Raw genomic sequence first — 17,484 nt, forward strand, 5'->3', positions numbered from 1 at the left:
TGTTCCGATGTATTACTCACCCGTTCGCCACTCGCCACCAGGTGCAAGCACCCGTGCTGCCGTTCGACTTGCATGTGTAAGGCATGCCGCCAGCGTTCAATCTGAGCCAGGATCAAACTCTTCAGTTCAAACCTGTTACTGTTTTCGGTTCTTTCGAACCGGTCGCTCACTCAAAGCTGACAGGAATATGAATCACTTCATAAACCTGACTTACTTTAGTGTGAGACTCTTGATACTTTTGCTATCTGATCCGAGGATCAGCTCGCTACCATCAAGCGCCCACACTTATCGGCTGTTAATTTTTAAAGAGCATTCTGCGAGGAACTTCGTGTTTCCCGGCAGCGCTGCGTTTTCAGCAGCAGAGAAGCGAGATTATGAACCGTGTTTCGCAGTTCGTCAACAACTTTTACACTACATCGTTGCGACTGCCGGTCCATCTTCCTGCGCCGCCACGGCTCGCTACATCCCGAACCCGACAGCACCGCTTCCCTTCCCCCCGCGCCGCGTTTCCGTTAGCGCGAAAGAGGCGTGATTCTAAGCATCCCCCGGCAATCGCACAAGGGGTTTCGCGAAAAATATAAGGCGCCGCACGCTGTCGCGTGCGGCGCCTTATATAGACGCAACCGAACCGTCAGGAGACCCCGCGCACCTGGCGCGCGACGATCTCCATATAGTGATCGAGATCCGGCGTCACCTTGCCCTCCTCCTTCGCCATGTCGTCCCAGCGGCGCAGCCGCAGCGCGTCCTCCGCGAACGGGCGCTGCAGGAATGCCGCCGTCTCCTCTTCACTGAAAATGCCGCCCTGCAATGACAGACTGCGCACCGAGTCCGGCGACAGGCTCTCGAAGTAGCCGGCGTCCGTGCGGCACAGGCAGCGCTTCGCGTCGACGTGCAGCCGAATCGGCTCCAACACCGCATCGGCAAACAGCGGCCGCAGGAACGGCAGCACGTAATACTGATGCAGATCGTCGATCCCGCGCGCGCTCGGCGTTTCGCCCTGACGATTCAGCAGATGGCCGAGGTCGTGCAGGAATGCCGCCGCGACCAGCGCTTCGCCCGCCCCGGATTCCTCCGCCAGCCGCCCACTCTGCAGTGCATGTTCGAGCTGCGTGACCGGTTCGCCGCTATAGGCCACATGGCCATGCTCGCGATACAGCCCGTAAATCTCTTCCACCGTCAGCGCCATTCGTTTACTCCCACGGCAGCGAAAACGTCTTCAGGTTCGTGAAGCTCTTCATCGCCTCCTGAACGCCTTCCTTGTAACCGAGCCCCGAATCCTTGATTCCGCCGAACGGCGACAGCTCGATCCGGTATCCGGGCACTTCCCACACGTTCACCGTGCCGACGTTCAGTTCGTTCACGAACCGCACGACCGCCGCCGTACTATCCGTACAGACGCCCGACGACAACCCGAATGCCGTGCCATTGCTGATCCGGATCGCGTCGTCGATCGTGTCGAACGCGATGACGGGCGACACGGGCCCGAAGGTCTCCTCGCGCACGATCGTCATCGACGGATCGACGTTGTCGAGCACGGTCGGCGCATACAGCGCGCCGCGCCGCACGTTGCCGGTCAGCAGACGCGCGCCCTGCGCAACCGCCTCGTTCACGCGCGTCTCGAACAGTCGCGCCGCCGCCTCGTCGATCACCGTGCCCATTTCGTTCGCGGAATCGAACGGATCGCCGTATTTCCATGCGCGCGTCTTCTCGACGAGCAATTCGGTGAATGCGGGCGCGATCGAGCGCTGCACCAGCATCCGCTTGACGGCCGTGCAGCGCTGCCCCGAATTCCGGTACGAGCCGAGCACCGCCAGCGATGCCGCACGGTCGAGATCGGCATCGGCGAGGACGATCAGCGGATCGTTGCCGCCCAGCTCCAGCACGATGCGCCGGTAGCCGGCCCGCGCGGCAATCGCCTTGCCGATCGCGACGCCGCCCGTGAAGGTAATCAGCGACGCATGCGGATGCGTGACGAGTTCGTCCGCGATTTCGACCGGGCTGCCAGTCAGCACCTGCAGCATCGGCTCCGGCAGCCCGGCTTCATAGAGCAGATCGGCCAGATAGAACGCCGACAGCGGCACCTTCTCCGACGGCTTCACGATCACCCGGTTGTTGGTCGCGATCGCCGGCGCGATCTTGTGCGCGACCTGGTTCATCGGATGATTGAACGGCGTGATCGCGACGATCACGCCGTCGAGCGGCTGGCGCTGCGAGAACACGCGCCGCGTCTTGCCGTGAGGCGTCAGGTCGCACGAGAAACTCTGCGCGTCGTCGCGCAGCGCCTCGAGCGCCGCGAACTTCAGCACGTCGGCCACACGGCCGATCTCGTAGCGCGAATCCTGTTTCGACAGCCCTGACTCGAGCGTGATCAGATCGGACGCTTCCTCGGTGCGCTCGCGCAGCAACGCAGCCGCACGTTCGAGAATCTGCGAACGTGCGTAGCGCGTAAGCGTCGGCCGGTAGGCCATCGCGTAATCGAACGCCGCGCGCACGTCGTCGACGCTGGCGAGCGGCACGGTGCCGACGCGTGTGCCCGTGTACGGATCGGTGACGTCGAGCGTGCGCTCGCGCATCGCGCGCGTGCCGCACCAGCGCAATGCTTCGGCACGAAACGACGGATGATCCTGCCGCGGATGAGCCATCATGTCGCGATCCGGTTCAACACGAAATCGAACACGTCGAAGTTGCGCGGCCGCCGGCTGGGATCGTCGCGCTCGATACGGCGATTGAACAGCAGCGGCACTTCCTGCTCGGACACGCCGCCATGCGAACGCAGCGGCACCGTGAGGCCCGACAGGTCGTGTTCGCGCTCGCGGGTGCCGAGCGTCATGTCGCGGCGGCCGATCACGACGAGATCGCCGATCCGGTCGGCCGGCAGTTCGAAACGTGCGGCGGCTTCCGCGTTGTCGAGCACGAGCTCGACGCCGTCGAGGCCGCCGACGCGCCACATCGCCTCGGCCCGGTCGACACCCGGCGCCAGGTAGATCGTCGCGAACGAACCGAGCGCACCGTGATGCACGACGTACGGATCGGTAATCGGCAGGATCACGCGCGCAGCCTGCGCGCCGTACCAGCCGTCGAACGCATCCTGCAGATAGATCACGTTCGGTCGGCCCGTCGCCGGATCGTGCTTCGCGTTCATCCCGTGGTCGGCCGTGAGGCCGATCGCCCAGCCAAGCGCATCGAGCTGCGCGAGGTAGCCGTCCATCATCGCGTAGAACGCGTTCGCGCCGGCACTGCCCGGCTCGCACTTGTGCTGCACGTAGTCGGTGGTCGACAGATACATCAGGTCCATCTGCCGCGTCTGTGCGAGCCGCACGCCGGCCGCGAACACGAATTCGGACAACGCCGCGCTGTATACGTCCGGCGACGGCAGGCCGACCCAGTCGAGCACGTCGACGATCCCGTTTTCCGCGAGATTGGCCTGCGCCGCCTTCTCGGCCGAAAAGCAGATACCCTTCAACCGCCAGCCGAGCAGCCGGCGCAACTTGTCCTTCGCGGTCACGACGGCCACCCGCGTGCCGGCGTCGGCCGCCGCCGCGAGCAGCGTGCCGGCGCGCAGGTAGGCCGGGTCGTTCATCATGACTTCGGCGCCGCGCCCACCGTCCGCGGCCGGGTCCCAGAAATAGTTGCCGCAGATGCCGTGGACCGACGGCGGCACGCCGCAGACGATCGACAGGTTGTTCGGGTTGGTGAAGGTCGGCACGACGCAATCGGCACGCCACGCGGTGCCGTGCTCGATCATCCGGCCGATGAACGGCGCGACACCCGCTTCCACCGCGCGTTCGAGATAGTCGTATTCGCAACCGTCGACGCAAACGACGACGGTCGGCTCGACCGGCAGCCGGTAGCATCGGCCGTTGACGTCGATCGAGCGTCCCGCGCGATTCGTCGACCCGTTGCCGGCGCCCGCTTGCTCGCCGGGGCGCCGCAACGCGAACGCGGCGTTCATGATGCCGCCCGCGTGCCGCGCGGCACGCGCGCGGCGATCAGCAGCAGCGCCGCGAGCGATGCGCCGAGCATCACCAGCGACAGCGCCGATGCCGGCAGGTAATAACCGCGCTCCACTTGCCCGATCACGACGATCGGCACGGTCGCGAAGCCCGGCGGATACACCGTCAGCGTCGCGCCGAGCTCGCCGAGCGACAACGCGAAGCCGAGCGCGAGGCTCGCGCGCAGCGCCGGCACGAGCTGCGGCAGCAGCACGCGGCGCAGCACCATCGCGGGCGGCGCACCAAGGCTCGCGGCGGCTTCGCGCAGCACGGTCAGTTCCGGGCGCAGCGCGGCGGCCGCGCAGCGATAGCAGAACGGCAGAATCAGCGCGAGCTGCACGAGCACGACGATCGCCGCCGAGCTCGACAGGTCCAGCGGCTTCTGGTGATACGCGATCAGCACCGCGAGCCCGAGTACGACGCTCGGCACGCCGTTCGGCACCATCACGAGCGCGTCGACGACCGCGCCGAGGCCGCGCCGGTCACGCCCTTCGAGCGCGAGCGCCAGCCACAGCCCGAGGGTCGTGCCGAGAACCGACACGCCGAAGCCGATTTCGAGGCTCGTCAGCAGCGCATCGTATTCCGGCGAACCAAGCCGCTCGAACCAGCGCAGGCTGTAGCCGGCCGGCAAAATCGTCCCCGACCACTGCGTCGACACGCTCGACAGCGCGACGACGATCACCGGCAGCACGAACAGCCAGAAGCACGCGAACGCGGCCAGAGCGAGCGCGGCGCGCGACGCATGCTTGAGCAGCGTGTCGCTCCAGCCGATCCGGTGGCGCGGCACGGCCTGCCCGATACGGAATTCAGCGGACATCGTTCCCTCCCGTCGCACGCCGGTTCACCCGGCGATAAACCGCATACAGCGCCAGTGACAGCGCCAACATCACGACCGCGCCGGCCGATGCGGACTGCAGGTCGAGATCGACGGTCGCGCTGCTGTAGATCGCGACCGGCAGCGTGACGAGCCGCGCGCTGCCGAGCACGAGCAGGATGCCGAACTCGTTGAGCGTCAGCAGGAAGCACAGCACGGTGCCGGCGGCGATGCCCGGCCACGCGATCGGCAGCACGACGCGGCGCGCGAGCATCCAGCCGGGCGCGCCGAGGCTGCGCGCGGCTTCGATCAGCCGCAAGTCGAGCGTCGCGAACGATGCAAGCGTCGGCCGGACGACGAACGGCGTGTAGAACACGGTCTGCGCGAGAATCACGCCGCCGATGCCGAACAGGAAATCGAGCGGCGGGTTCTCCAGATGGAACAGGTGCTGCAGCGCGATGCTGATCGAGCCCTGCGAGCCGTACAGGAAGATCAGCGTGAACGCGACGAGGAACGACGGAAACGCGACGTACAGCTCCAGGAAGCGCGTGACGAGCGACGCACCCGGGAACGGCCTGAAGAACAGCAGCGCGGCCAGCAGCACACCGAGCACCGACGCGGTGCCGGCGCTCGCGAACAGCACGCCGAGCGTCGTCAGCAGCACGTTGCGCGTGTCGGGATTGCCGAAGAAAGTCCGGTACGCGGCGAAACCGAGCCCGTGATCGCCCGACACGCTCAGCAGCACGAGCCGCACCAGCGGGTAGACGACGAGCGGGCCGAGCACGACGATCGCGAGCGCGGCCAGGTGCAGGTCGCCCATTCGCCTGCGGCGTCGCGCGGCGGCGGCATGCGCGGCGGCCGACGCGAGCACGTGCGGCGGCAGGCCGGCTTCAGGGCTCGATAAGGACGACATCGTCTGCCTCGCAATGCAGGGACACGCGCGCGCCGCGCTCGGGAGCCACGCCGCGGCCGCGCTGCATCGTGACGCGCACGGGCTCGTCGGGCGCTGCGTCGATCACGACCGCGATCGACAGGTCCGCGCCCTGCCATTCGACCGACGACACGGTGCCGTGCAGACCGCCGGCCGCGGGCGCCATCACGGTGAGGCGCTCGGGGCGCACGCAGGCGACCTTGCCGCGTATCTCGTGGCGCGGATCGCCGAGCGGGAAGATCACGTGCGGCGGCAGCAGGTTCGCCGGGCCGAGATAGCGCGCGACGTAGCCGTCCTGCGGCGCGTCGTACAGCTGCTGCGGCGTGCCGAGCTGCGCGATGCGGCCGTCGCGCATCAGCAGCGCGCGGTCGGACAGCACGAGCGCGTCGTCGCGGTCGTGCGTCACGCAGACGACGGTCAGGTTCGGCAGGCGCTCGTGCAGCGCCTTCAGTTCGCTGCGCACCGACGCGCGCAGGTTGGCGTCGAGCGCCGACAGCGGCTCGTCGAGCAGCAGCACGTCCGGCTCGATCACGAGCGCGCGGGCCAGCGCGACGCGCTGCTGCATCCCGCCCGACAGCTGCGCGGGCAGATGATGGCCGGCGTCGCCGAGCTGCACGAGCTTCAGCGCATCGGCGACGCGGCGCGTCACTTCCGACGACGCCATCCCGCGGGCGCGCAGCCCGAATGCGACGTTCTCGAATACCGACAGGTGCGGGAACAGCGCGTAATTCTGGAACAGCAGACCGAGGTTGCGCTTGTGCGGCGGCGCATAGGTCAGGTCGCAGCCGGCCACGGTCAGCGTGCCGGTCAGGCCATCGGCCTTCACGAACCCGGCGATGAAGCGCAGCAGCGTGGTCTTGCCGCAGCCGCTCTTGCCGAGCACGGTCAGAAATTCGCCGGCGCCGATCGACAGCGACAGATCTTCGAGCACCGTGCGCGCGCCGTAGCGCACGCTCAGGTGTTGGATCTGCACGCCGCCCGGCGCGCCGGACCGCAGCGTCGCGTGCGGTTCGGCGGCGCCGAATGCGCCGGGATGGGTCAGGGCGGTGTCCACCGGGTTCATCCTCTTGCTCGCTGATACAGGCGGCGTGCGCCGGTCATTTCGGCTTGACGACGTCGAGCTGCTTGCCCGAGCTGCCGATCACGTCCTTCTTCCAGCGCTCGATCCATTCCGGTTTCTTCGCCATCACCTGGGTCCAGTCGACCGGGATCAGATTCACGCCCGCGATCGCCTTCTTGACCGCTTCGCCGTTCTTGCCTGCCAGCGGCACGTCGGTGCGGCCCGGGATGCCGTACATGTCCGGCACCTTCGCCTGCACTTCCGTCGACATCAGGTAGTCGATCAGCTTCCTGCCGGCGTCCTGGTTCGGGCCGCTCTTGATCAGGCCGATACCGTACGGCAGCTGGAACGTGGTCGGCCGGTCGCCGTCCTTCGCGGCCAGGAAGATCGGCTTGACCGACAGCGCGCCATGTTCGGCGTCGTCGAGATCCATCTGCAGATCGCCATTCGCGACGCTGATCTCGTTGCGCGACAGCAGCACGTTCAGGTAGCCCGTACCCTTGGTGTGGAACTTCACGCTCTGCGACAGCTTCGCGAGGTAGTCGAACGCCTTGTCCTCGCCCATCAGCGACGTCGTCAGGATCAGCACGGCCATCCCGTCACCGGCCGTGGCCGGGTTCGAGTACGCGACCTTGCCGGCGTAGGCCGGCGCGAGCAGGTCGGCGAACGTCTTCGGCTGGTTCTTGACGACGTCCGGGTTGATCGCGAACGAGAAGTAGTTGTTGACGAAGGTCGCCCACGTGCCGTCCTCGGCCTTCGCGATGGCCGGCACGTTCTTGTAGTTCACGCTCTGGTACGGCTGCAGCAGGCCCATCTGGCCGGCTTGCTGGATGAACGGCGGCAGCGTGACGATCACGTCGGCCTTCGGGGAATGCTTCTCGATGTTCGCGCGGTTCACCACCTCGCCGCTGCCCGCCGTCACGATGTTGACCTTCACGCCTTCCTTCTTCTCGAAAGCCGGCAGCACATCGCGATAGAGGTTCTCGAGGCCGTCCGCCGTGTACAGCACGACCGCATTCGCTGCATGCGCCGGCATCGCGGCGCCTTGCAGCAGACCGGCGGCGCAGGCGGCCAGCGCGAGCTTGCGGAATGCGCCGGCGGCGGCGCGCGAGGGTTTCTGCAGTGTCATCTCACTTCTCCGTAGGCGGAACACCAAACGGCCGGGGCACGATCCGGCTCTCCTGTTATCTGGGGGCAGGCCGCTGAACGACCGCCGCGCTGCCGCGCTCGGGCTGGGTGTCGCGCGGCAACCGAAGGATCACAGCGTTCGATGACAAAGCCGTGACGAATGCCACAATTTCCAAAAAATGACACATTTTGCCACTATCATGCAAGTCATCCGGAAATGCCGCCCGGCGTTTCGCTCGCCCTTTGCTGGAGATAAAAGCCATGCCCGACCCGATCCTGCTCACGCCCGGCCCGCTCACCACGTCCGCCACAACACGCCACGCAATGCAACACGACTGGGGGTCGTGGGACGCCGCTTTCAATCAACTGACGGCCAGCGTCTGCGCGGATCTCGTCGCCATCGCGCATGGCGGCGACGCGTACGTGTGCGTGCCGATGCAGGGCAGCGGCACGTTCTCGGTCGAAGCCGCGCTCGGCACGCTGGTGCCGCGCGACGGCGTCGTGCTGGTGCCTGACAACGGCGCATATTGCGCGCGGATCCTGAAGATCCTCGGCCGGCTCGGCGTCGACGCGATCGCGTTGCCGTTCGGCGAGGACGCGGCCGTCGACGCGGCGGCCGTGGAGGCCGCGTTCGCGCGCGAGCCGCGCATCACGCACGTCGCGCTCGTGCACCTGGAAACGAGCGCGGGGATCCTGAATCCGCTCGATGCGATCGCGGCCGCATGCCGGCGGCACGGCAAGCGGCTGATCGTCGATGCGATGAGTTCGTTCGGCGCGCTGCCGATCGCGCTGGCGGACAGCGGCATCGACGCGCTGATCTCGGCCAGCGGCAAATGCCTCGAAGGCGTGCCGGGAATGGGGTTCGCGATCGTGCGGCGCGACGCGCTCGACGCGAGCGAAGGCAACGCGCGGTCGCTCGCGCTCGATCTCCACGATCAGTACGCGTATCTGCGCAAGACGGGGCAATGGCGCTTCACGCCGCCGACGCACGTGATTGCCGCGCTGCGCGCCGCGCTCGACCAGTACCTCGCCGAAGGCGGCCAGCCGGCGCGCGGGGCACGTTATGCGGAGAACTGCCGGACGCTCGTCGAATCGATGCGTGCGCTCGGCTTCGCGCCGTTCCTCGACGCGAGCGTGCAGGCGCCGGTGATCGTCACGTTTCACGCGCCCGACCATCCGGCCTACGATTTCCGCCGCTTCTACGACGCGGTGCGCGACGCGGGCTTCATCCTGTATCCGGGCAAACTCACGCGGCTCGAGACGTTCCGCGTCGGCTGCATCGGCGCGATCGATGCGGGCGATATCCGGCGCGCGGTCGCGGCGATCGCGGCCGCGGTCGAATCGCTCGGCATCGCGATGCAGCACGCATGAAGTGGCGTACGTGCCGGCCCGCCCGCCGGCGCCCGCGAACAAAAAAGCCCGGCGGCCGATTGGCCGCCGGGCGAACGCACCGTGTGTGCGGGGAACCTGTGCTTACAGCTCGATCCGCTTGATGTCGCCGACGACGAAGATGTACGACAGCGCACCGACCAGCGCGATCACGCCGATGAATACGAGCGCGCCGACGAACGAGCCGGTCGACGCGACGATGAAGCCGACGACGAGCGGGGTGATGATGCCGGCGAGGTTCGCCGCGAAGTTGAAGATGCCGCCCGTCACGCCGAGCAGGCCGTCCGGTGCGATATCCGACACGAGCGTCCAGCCGAGCGCGGCCATCCCCTGCGCGAAGAATGCGACCGACATGATCGCGATTACCGCTTCGTTGCTCTGCACGTAGTTCGCGAGAATGATCGTCGACGCGAGCAGCAGGCCCGCGATGATCGGCAGCTTGCGTGCGAGGTTCGCGGACTTGCCGCGGCGCAGCAGCCAATCGGAGAAGATTCCGCCGAACATCACGCCGACCGATGCGGCGATGAACGGCATCACCGCGAAGAAGCCGATCTTCAGCCAGCCCATGTGGCGCTCGGTTGCCAGATAGGTCGGGAACCACGTCAGGAAGAACACGAGCGTCGAGTTGCCGGCGAACTGGCCGAGGCAGATGCCCGCGAGCTGGCGCTTCTTCACCAGTCGGCCGACCATCGACCAGCTGAACTTCGGCTGCGCGGCCTTGCCGCTCTTGTCGTCGGCCTTGCGCACGCCGTGCACGAGGCCGCCGCCCGCTTCGATGTACGCGAGTTCCTCCGAGTTCGCGCCCGGATGGTTGCGCGGCTCGTGGTAGAACTTCCACCAGACGAGGCCGAATGCAATGCCGACCGCGCCCACGACCCAGAACAGCGAGCGCCAGCCGAATGCGCCCATCAGCGCGAACAGCACGGGGCTGAAGAACGCGAGGCCGATATATTCGCCGACGGTATAGGTGCCGGTCGCCATCGCGCGTTCGTTCTGCGGGAACCACGTCGCGACGACGCGGCTGTTGGTCGGGAAGCATGGCGCTTCCGTCACGCCGAGGCCCAGCCGGCACGCGAGCAACGTCGCGACGCCCGGCACGAAGCCTTGCAGGAACGTGCACAGCGACCACAGCGTCATCGACCAGTAATAGGTGACCTTGCTGCCGAAGCGGTCGAGGAACAGGCCGCCGGGCACCTGCATCGCCACGTACGTCCACGAAAACGCGGAGAACATGATGCCCATCACGGCCGCGTTGATGCCGAGCTCCTTGGTGAGCTGCGGCGCAGCCACGCCCAGCACGGTTCGGTCGAGGTAGTTGATCATCGTGCCGATCGCGAGCAGCGCGAGGATCTTGTAGCGCGCCGACGTGCGCCGGACCGTGCCGGCCGCCTGCGCCGGCGCGGCGCTCGTGTGGGTGGTGTGCTGCATGGTCGTCTCCTGGTCTCTTTCTGTGTCTGTAAGGGGGTCAGCGCGCGACGAGCGACTGAAAGTGATCGAACATCCGCTCGGCGTCGGGCGTGCGCCCGGTGAAGAGCTCGAACGCGTCGACGGCCTGGTACACGGCCATCCCGCCGCCCGGCAGCGTCGCGCAGCCGGCCGCGCGCGCGGCGCGGATCAGTTCGGTTTCGAGCGGGAAATACACGATGTCGGCCACCCACATGCCCGCATGCAGCAGCTCGGCCGGCAGCGGCAGGCCCGGATGCTTGGCCATGCCGGTCGGCGTGCAGTGGATCAGGCCGGTCGCCGCGTGCATCGCGGCGGCGAGATCGCTGCCCGGCGTGACGCGGGCGGCGGGGAAGCGCTGCTGTAATTCGCCCGCCAGCGCGGTGGCGCGCGTGCCGTCGACGTCGAAAATCGTCAGTTCGGCCGCGCCCATCTGCAGCGCCGCATGCGCGACGGCCGCGCCCGCGCCGCCCGCGCCGAGCTGGACGACGCGTTCGAGCGACGCGCCGGGCAGCCCACGGCTAAACGATTTCGCGAAGCCCGACCAGTCGGTGTTGTGGCCGATCCGCTTGCCGTCCTTGAACAGCACGGTGTTCACCGCGCCGAGTGCTCGCGCGTCGTCCGACAGCGCGTCGAGGTGCTCGATCACGCGCTGCTTGCACGGGTGCGTGATGTTCAGCCCGTTGTAGCCCATCCGCTGCGCGGCGTCGAGCAGTTCCGGCAGCGCGTCGGCGGTCACGCCGAGCACGTCGAGATCGATGCGCCGGTACACGTAGCCGAAGCCCTGGCGGAACCCCTCTTCCTCGTGCATCGCGGGCGACAGCGAACCGCCGATGCCCTGGCCGATCAGGCCGATCAGGAACGACGGGCGGCTCATCGTGCGGCTCCCTTCGCGAACACCGTCGCCAGGCGCTGCAGCGCGAACACGTAGCCTTCGGTGCCGCAGCCGCAGATCACCGCTTCGGCCAGCGCCGACACATACGAATGGTGGCGGAACGCCTCGCGGCGATGGACGTTCGAGATATGCACTTCGATCACCGGCTTCGCGATCGCGGAAAGCGCGTCGGCCAGCGCCACCGACGTATGCGTGTAGGCGGCCGGGTTGATCACGATGCCGTGCGTGTCGTGACGCGCGGCGTGCAGCCAGTCGATCAGCTGGTGCTCGGCATTCGACTGGCGAAAGTCGATTTCCAGGCCGAGCCCTTCCCCCGCCGTGCGGCAGCGCTGCTCGAGGTCCGCGAGCGTTTCCGCGCCGTAGATATGGGGCTCGCGCGTGCCCAACAGATTCAGGTTCGGGCCGTTCAGCACCAGTACCTTGTGCTTGCTCATCGTGTTTCTGCTCCTGAAACAGGGGCGGACCACGATCGGCGCCGCCCCGAAGACATCGGAATTTGGCGCTAGTGTGCGCCCGTGCAAGCGGGCTGTCTTTTCGGGTTTTCGCTAATTTGTACCATCTAGTTAGTTTGTACAATACGGATGACTAGCCCAGTAAATTCGGGATATGGCGCCCGCGCCGAACTCAACGACTGGTTCATTCAGGGTCGGTTCGACACGGTCGGTTAGACCGGCGTCATGCCCCGCTCATCCGCAGGAATCGCCCCATGCAGCGCTCGATCGCCACCGTGTCACTGTCCGGCACGCTCGCCGAGAAGCTCGCCGCCGTCCAGGCCGCGGGCTTCGACGGCGTCGAAATCTTCGAAAACGACCTCGTCTATTTCGACGGATCGCCGGCCGACGTCCGGCGCATGGCCGCCGATCTCGGCCTCGACATCGTGCTGTTCCAGCCGTTTCGCGACTTCGAGGGCGTGAGCGCGGCCCAGCTTGCGCGCAATCTCGATCGCATCAAGCGCAAGTTCGACGTGATGCATGCGCTCGGCACGGACCGCATCCTCGTCTGCAGCAGTGTGGCGGCCGATACGATCGCCGACGACGGGTTGCTCGTCGACCAGCTCGGCGTGCTGGCCGAAGCCGCGCGGCAGGCCGGCGTGGTGGCCGCGTACGAAGCGCTCGCGTGGGGCCGCGTCGTGAAGCGGTACGGCCACGCGTGGAAGCTCGTGAATGCGGTGAACAGCCCGCACCTCGGCCTCGCGCTCGACAGCTTCCACACGCTGTCGCTCGACGATTCGCCGGACGGAATCGCCGATATCCCCGGCGACCGGATCGCCTTCGTGCAGATCGCCGACGCGCCGAAGCTCGTGATGGACGTGATCGAATGGAGCCGCCACTACCGCTCGTTCCCGGGCCAGGGCGACTTCGACCTGGCGCGCTTCACCGCGCGCGTGATCGAGTCGGGCTATACGGGGCCGTTGTCGCTGGAGATCTTCAACGACGGCTTCCGCGCGGCGCCGACCGCGCTCACGGCTGCCGACGGCCATCGCTCGCTGCTCTATCTGGAAGACCTGACGCGCGCGCGGCTCGCCCAGGAGGGCCGCGCGCCGGCCGCCAGCCAGCCGCTGTTCGCGCCGCCCGCGCCGCCCGCGCACGTCGGGTTCCAGTTCATCGAATTCGCGGTCGACGCGCAGGCGGCGGCGACCGTCGGCGAATGGCTCGGCCGGATGCGCTTCCGGCTCGCCGGCCGGCATCGCTCGAAGGACGTGACGCTGTTCCAGCACGGCGCCGCATCGATCGTGCTGAACGCCGAGCGCGACTCGTTCGCCGATGCGTTCTTCCAGCAGCACGGGCTGTCGCTGTGCGCGTCGGCGTTCCGCGTAGACGACGCCAAAGTGGCGTTCGAACGCGCGGCCGGCTTCGGCTATGCGCCGTTCTCCGGCCGCGTCGGGCCGAACGAACGCGTGCTGCCGAGCGTGAAGGCGCCGGACGGCAGCCTCGAATATTTCGTCGACGAAGCGCCGGATGCGCCGACGCTGTATGAATCGGACTTCGTGCTGACCGACATCGACGGGCCGACCGAAGTCGGCCCGCTGACGGGCATCGACCATGTGTGCCTCGCGCTGCCGGCCGACGCGCTCGACACGTGGATCCTGTTCTTCAAGACGGCGTTCGGCTTCGAGGCCGAGCGCAGCTGGCTCGTGCCCGACCCGTACGGGCTGATGCGCAGCCGCGCGGTGCGCAGCGCCGACGGCTCGGTGCGGATCGCGCTGAACGCGTCGGTCGACCGTCATACGGCCGTCGCCGAATCGCTCGACCGCTACCACGGCACGGGGCTGAACCACGTCGCGTTCCGCACCGACGACATCGTGAAGACGGTCGCCGCGTTCGCGGCCGACGGCGTCCCGTTCCTGCGCATTCCGGCCAATTACTACGACGATCTCGCGGCGCGCTACGCGCTGCCGGACGAGCTGATCGACACGCTGCGCGCGCATCACCTGCTCTACGACCGCGACGAGCGCGGCGGCGAATTCCTGCATGCCTATACGGAACTGGTCGACAACCGCTTCTCGCTCGAGATCGTCGAGCGGCGCGGCGGGTATGACGGCTATGGCGCGGCGAATGCGGCCGTACGGCTCGCCGCGCAGGCGCAGCGGCGGAAATAAGGAGGAGAGAAGTCCGGGGCCGGATCGCGCTCGCGATTGGGCGATCGATTGGGCGATCGATTGGGCGATCGATTCGGCGATCGATTGGACCGCGCGATCTCGCCGCGCCATCGTCGCCGATCGGGCAGCCAAGTACCGGCCCGCGCGGTCGGCCGCGGCCATGCCGGAACCCGTGCGCCGTCCGCCGTTACATCCCGTAACCCGTACCGCGGCGCAGCATTGCGCCGCCCGCCCCGGTTTTAAGAATCGCTTAAGTCTTCGACGGCACCATCCGCAACCAGTACCCGATGGTTATCTCGAAAAGGAGGAAAGCGATGAGCGCCGTAGAAGCACCCGCGGGCCGCCCGGCCGCGCCCCCTGCAAAGAAGACGATGCTGCGCCGCCTGCTCAGTCATCATGAAATCGCGACGTTGCTCGTGCTGCTGCATGCACCGATCGGCGCGAACGCCAAACCCGAATTGCCCGCGCTGCAGGAAGCCGGCCTCGTCGAAATGGTCAAGCTCGACCCCGATACGTCCCCGAGCTTCCGGCTGACCGAAGACGGCACGGCCGTCCTGAAAGGGCTCGGCTACCGCTGAGCCGCCGCTTCACCCTTTCCCGTTTCCCCCGCCCGACCCCGATCCCGGCGACGCGCCGGCCATGCCGGCGAGTTGCGTCACCCTGCCCGCTCCTGCAGCATCAACCGGTATTCCGTCGGCGTCACGCCGACCGTCGCCTTGAACTGGCGCGTGAACGCGCTGTGATCCGTGTAGCCGCATAGCGCGGCGACGTCGGTCACCTTGTCGTGCGTGACGAGCAGCGCGGTGGCCGCGTCGAGCCGCGTCTTCAGCAGCACCTGGCGCGGCGTCAGGTGAAACACCTTGTGGAAGTAGCGCTCGAGTTGCGCGACCGACATCCCCGCCATCTGCGCGAGGTGCTTCAGGTTCAGCGGCTGCACGTAGTGATCCTGGATGTGCTGGACCACGTCGGCGAGGCGGCTGTACGCCGGGTGCGATCCCTCGTGCGCCTTCAGGTCGCGCGAGATGCCCGCGAGACCGACCACCCGGCCCGCGGCGTCGCGCAGCGGCTCCTTGCAGGTCAGGCACCAGCCCGGCTGGCGGCCCGGATACAGGTGCAGCTCGAGCTGGTCCATCAACTGCTGGCCGGCGTTGATCGTCGCCATGTCCTGCTCGAAATAGCTGCGGCCGAAGCGGCGCGGAAACACCTCGTCGGCCGTCTTGCCGAGCAGGTCGCCCTTGTCCTTGTAGCCGCAGCGCATTGCCAGCGTGCGATTGACGATCGCGTAGCGGCCACTCGCATCCTTCACGAAGAACGCGACGTCCGGCAGCGCATCGAACACCGGTTCGAGCAGGCGAAAATGCGCGAGCATCGCGCCGAAATCGGCGTTGTCGGGCTGGTAGCGCAACGTGTCGGACAGGCTCATGGGCGGTACGGCAAGCAAGGTCGTCATCCCGGCAACCGCGAAGCGAGTGGCAGATGGCGTCGATTATAGGAGCGCCCCTTCGATCGCGTCGCATCGAATGCGGGGCGGGCAAGACGGTGGCCGGCGGCATCGCGCGCCCCGATCGCGGGCGACGCTGGTTGTGCACGCAACCAATGCAATGACGTGCGGGCCAGCAGCCGTTCGCCTTCGTCGCAGCCGGCGCAGCGCGTCGCATGCCGGCACCACCCACCCGAATCCGTCATCCTAAAAATGCCGACGGCCCGCGTCTTGGCGGGTTTGCGCATTCGCCATGACGATTTCGGCATATATCAGGGTAATCGACGATATGCCGATATCGTCGCCGGCCGCGCACCGAACGCGCAAGACGCCCGCATTTTCGCTATCTAGACTTCGTTTCACGGTCACGAGACGACCTCCCGCCGCTGCCGCAATCGGCACGCACGGCCCGCCGCATCCGCTGTCGCACACGCCGATTCCGGCACAGCGCGCGCGGCATGTGACGCGCGTGCATGGCCTGCGCATCGGCCTGCCGACCGAACCGTCTCGCCCGGTTTACCGGCGCCGCCCGCATGCGCGCGGCGCCCCAACCACGCCATCAAGGGGAAGTGAAAGTGAAGCTGAAGGTATCGCACGTCGCGCTGGCCGCCGCCTGCGCACTGTCGGGCGCGCACGCCGTCGCCGCCGACGTCGTCAAGATCGGTTTCGCCGCACCGCTGACCGGCCCGCAGTCGAATTACGGCACGGACATGCAGAAGGGCGTGCAGCTCGCGATCGCCGATTTCAACGCGACGCATCCGACGATCGGCGGCAAGCCCGTCACGTTCCAGCTCGACGCGCAGGACGACCAGGCCGACCCGCGCACCGGCACGACCGTCGCGCAGCGGCTGATCGACGACAACGTCCGCGGGATCATCGGCCACTTCAACTCGGGCACCAGCATTCCCGCGTCCGACCTGTACGATCGCGCGGGGCTGCCGCAGATCTCGATGGCGACGTCGCCGCAATACACGGCGCGCGGCTACAAGACGACCTACCGGTTGCTGACGAGCGACGCGCAGGCGGGCCGCATCGTCGGCACGTACGCGGTGAAGACGCTGCGCTTCAAGCGCATCGCGATCATCGACGACCGCACGGCCTACGGCCAGGGCATCGCCGACGAATTCGCGAAGGCCGTCGAAGCGGCCGGCGGCACGATCGTCAAGCGCGACTTCACGAACGACAAGGCGCTCGATTTCTCCGCGATCCTGACCAACCTGAAGGGCGTGAATCCGGACGCGGTCTTCTACGGCGGCGGCGACGCGCAATCGTCGCCGATGATCCGCAAGATGCGCCAGCTCGGGATGAAGTCGGCATTCGTGACGGGCGAAATGTCGCGCTCGCCGACGTTCCTGAAGGTCGGCGGCGACGCGGCCGAAGGCGCGATCGTCTACATGGGCGGGCTGCCGAAGGAAAAGATGCCGGGCTTCTCCGGCTACGCGGCACGCTACAAGGCGCGCTTCAACGAAGACGTGATCACGTACTCGCCGTATTCGTACGACGGCACGATCGCGCTGCTCACCGCGATGAAGGATGCGAACTCGACCGATCCGAAGGTGTACACGCCGTATCTCGGCAAGGTGTCGATCAAGGGCGTGTCGGCGCCCAGCATCGCGTACGACGCAAAGGGCGACCTGAAGGATGCGCCGGTGACGATCTACAAGGTCGAGCGCGGCGCGTTCAAACCGGTCGACACGATCGCCGGCAACTGATAACCGATACGCGGCCGCGGCCCCGCGCGGCGCGCCCCCGG

Annotated in this window: 16 protein-coding genes and 1 rRNA gene; 4 read left to right on the forward strand and 13 right to left on the reverse strand. The window is 67.3% G+C overall.

The features are described 5' to 3' along the window. From CFB49_RS26835 to CFB49_RS36480, 9 genes are all read right to left on the reverse strand, one after another. Window positions 1-128, reverse strand: a 16S ribosomal RNA gene (locus tag CFB49_RS26835); the annotation flags it as partial. 503 nt (window positions 129-631) lie between these two features. Beyond that, window positions 632-1,186: a phosphonate degradation HD-domain oxygenase gene (locus CFB49_RS26840; protein ID WP_089492859.1), complete on the reverse strand. Its 555-nt coding sequence runs from the start codon at window positions 1,184-1,186 to the stop codon at window positions 632-634. A 4-nt stretch (window positions 1,187-1,190) separates the two neighbouring features. Continuing rightward, window positions 1,191-2,645 (reverse strand): phosphonoacetaldehyde dehydrogenase, encoded by a 1,455-nt coding sequence (phnY, locus tag CFB49_RS26845; protein ID WP_089492860.1) that lies wholly within the window; start codon window positions 2,643-2,645, stop codon window positions 1,191-1,193. Further along, window positions 2,642-3,952, reverse strand: a complete 1,311-nt coding sequence (phnA, locus tag CFB49_RS26850) for a phosphonoacetate hydrolase (RefSeq protein WP_089492861.1) — start codon at window positions 3,950-3,952, stop codon at window positions 2,642-2,644. The genes phnY and phnA overlap by 4 nt, the downstream gene beginning before the upstream one ends. Then, a complete protein-coding gene (phnV, locus tag CFB49_RS26855) occupies window positions 3,949-4,809 on the reverse strand; it encodes a 2-aminoethylphosphonate ABC transport system, membrane component PhnV (protein ID WP_089437156.1) in 861 nt (286 codons plus the stop codon). Before phnV ends, phnA begins: the two co-directional genes overlap by 4 nt. Beyond that, complete coding sequence (gene phnU, locus CFB49_RS26860) at window positions 4,799-5,719, reverse strand: 2-aminoethylphosphonate ABC transporter permease subunit (protein ID WP_089492862.1); 921 nt, start codon at window positions 5,717-5,719, stop codon at window positions 4,799-4,801. The genes phnV and phnU overlap by 11 nt, the downstream gene beginning before the upstream one ends. After that, a complete protein-coding gene (gene phnT, locus CFB49_RS26865) occupies window positions 5,697-6,800 on the reverse strand; it encodes a 2-aminoethylphosphonate ABC transport system ATP-binding subunit PhnT (protein WP_089492863.1) in 1,104 nt (367 codons plus the stop codon). The genes phnU and phnT overlap by 23 nt, the downstream gene beginning before the upstream one ends. Before the next feature lie 34 nt (window positions 6,801-6,834). Next, a complete protein-coding gene (gene phnS / locus CFB49_RS26870; RefSeq protein WP_089492864.1) occupies window positions 6,835-7,926 on the reverse strand; it encodes a 2-aminoethylphosphonate ABC transporter substrate-binding protein in 1,092 nt (363 codons plus the stop codon). Window positions 7,927-7,981: 55 nt separating this feature from the next. Further along, entirely contained in the window at window positions 7,982-8,188 is a 207-nt protein-coding gene (locus tag CFB49_RS36480; RefSeq protein WP_179234953.1) for a hypothetical protein, read from the reverse strand. Here CFB49_RS36480 and CFB49_RS26880 point away from each other — a divergent pair. Further along, window positions 8,187-9,296 carry a 2-aminoethylphosphonate--pyruvate transaminase gene (locus CFB49_RS26880; RefSeq protein WP_089492865.1) on the forward strand — a complete coding sequence of 370 codons (1,110 nt, stop codon included), beginning with the start codon at window positions 8,187-8,189 and terminating at the stop codon, window positions 9,294-9,296. The two genes, CFB49_RS36480 and CFB49_RS26880, sit on opposite strands and share 2 nt — an antisense overlap. A 102-nt stretch (window positions 9,297-9,398) precedes the next feature. Here the strand turns inward: CFB49_RS26880 and CFB49_RS26885 are convergent, their stop codons facing one another. The 3 genes from CFB49_RS26885 to aroQ are packed head-to-tail and all read right to left on the reverse strand — an operon-like array spanning window position 9,399 to window position 12,086. After that, entirely contained in the window at window positions 9,399-10,742 is a 1,344-nt protein-coding gene (locus CFB49_RS26885; RefSeq protein ID WP_089492866.1) for an MFS transporter, read from the reverse strand. A gap of 37 nt (window positions 10,743-10,779) precedes the next feature. Beyond that, window positions 10,780-11,634, reverse strand: coding sequence for a shikimate dehydrogenase (locus tag CFB49_RS26890; RefSeq protein WP_089492867.1), 855 nt, complete (start codon window positions 11,632-11,634; stop codon window positions 10,780-10,782). Further along, window positions 11,631-12,086, reverse strand: a complete 456-nt coding sequence (aroQ, locus tag CFB49_RS26895; protein WP_050017300.1) for a type II 3-dehydroquinate dehydratase — start codon at window positions 12,084-12,086, stop codon at window positions 11,631-11,633. Before aroQ ends, CFB49_RS26890 begins: the two co-directional genes overlap by 4 nt. A 272-nt stretch (window positions 12,087-12,358) precedes the next feature. On the opposite strand from aroQ, the gene CFB49_RS26900 reads away from it, so the two are divergent. Both CFB49_RS26900 and CFB49_RS26905 read left to right on the forward strand, forming a co-directional pair. Then, entirely contained in the window at window positions 12,359-14,251 is a 1,893-nt protein-coding gene (locus tag CFB49_RS26900) for a bifunctional sugar phosphate isomerase/epimerase/4-hydroxyphenylpyruvate dioxygenase family protein (RefSeq protein ID WP_089492868.1), read from the forward strand. 314 nt (window positions 14,252-14,565) lie between these two features. Then, window positions 14,566-14,829, forward strand: coding sequence for a hypothetical protein (locus CFB49_RS26905; protein WP_050017302.1), 264 nt, complete (start codon window positions 14,566-14,568; stop codon window positions 14,827-14,829). 77 nt (window positions 14,830-14,906) lie between these two features. On the opposite strand, the gene CFB49_RS26910 is transcribed toward CFB49_RS26905, so the two are convergent. Then, window positions 14,907-15,701 (reverse strand): AraC family transcriptional regulator, encoded by a 795-nt coding sequence (locus CFB49_RS26910; protein WP_089437161.1) that lies wholly within the window; start codon window positions 15,699-15,701, stop codon window positions 14,907-14,909. A gap of 563 nt (window positions 15,702-16,264) precedes the next feature. Between CFB49_RS26910 and CFB49_RS26920 the strand changes: the two genes are divergently transcribed. Further along, complete coding sequence (locus tag CFB49_RS26920; protein WP_249190613.1) at window positions 16,265-17,443, forward strand: branched-chain amino acid ABC transporter substrate-binding protein; 1,179 nt, start codon at window positions 16,265-16,267, stop codon at window positions 17,441-17,443. The last annotated feature ends 41 nt before the right edge of the window (window positions 17,444-17,484 follow it).

The organism is Burkholderia sp. AU17457 (genome assembly GCF_002223255.1).
In the GTDB taxonomy this organism is placed as follows: domain Bacteria; phylum Pseudomonadota; class Gammaproteobacteria; order Burkholderiales; family Burkholderiaceae; genus Burkholderia; species Burkholderia sola.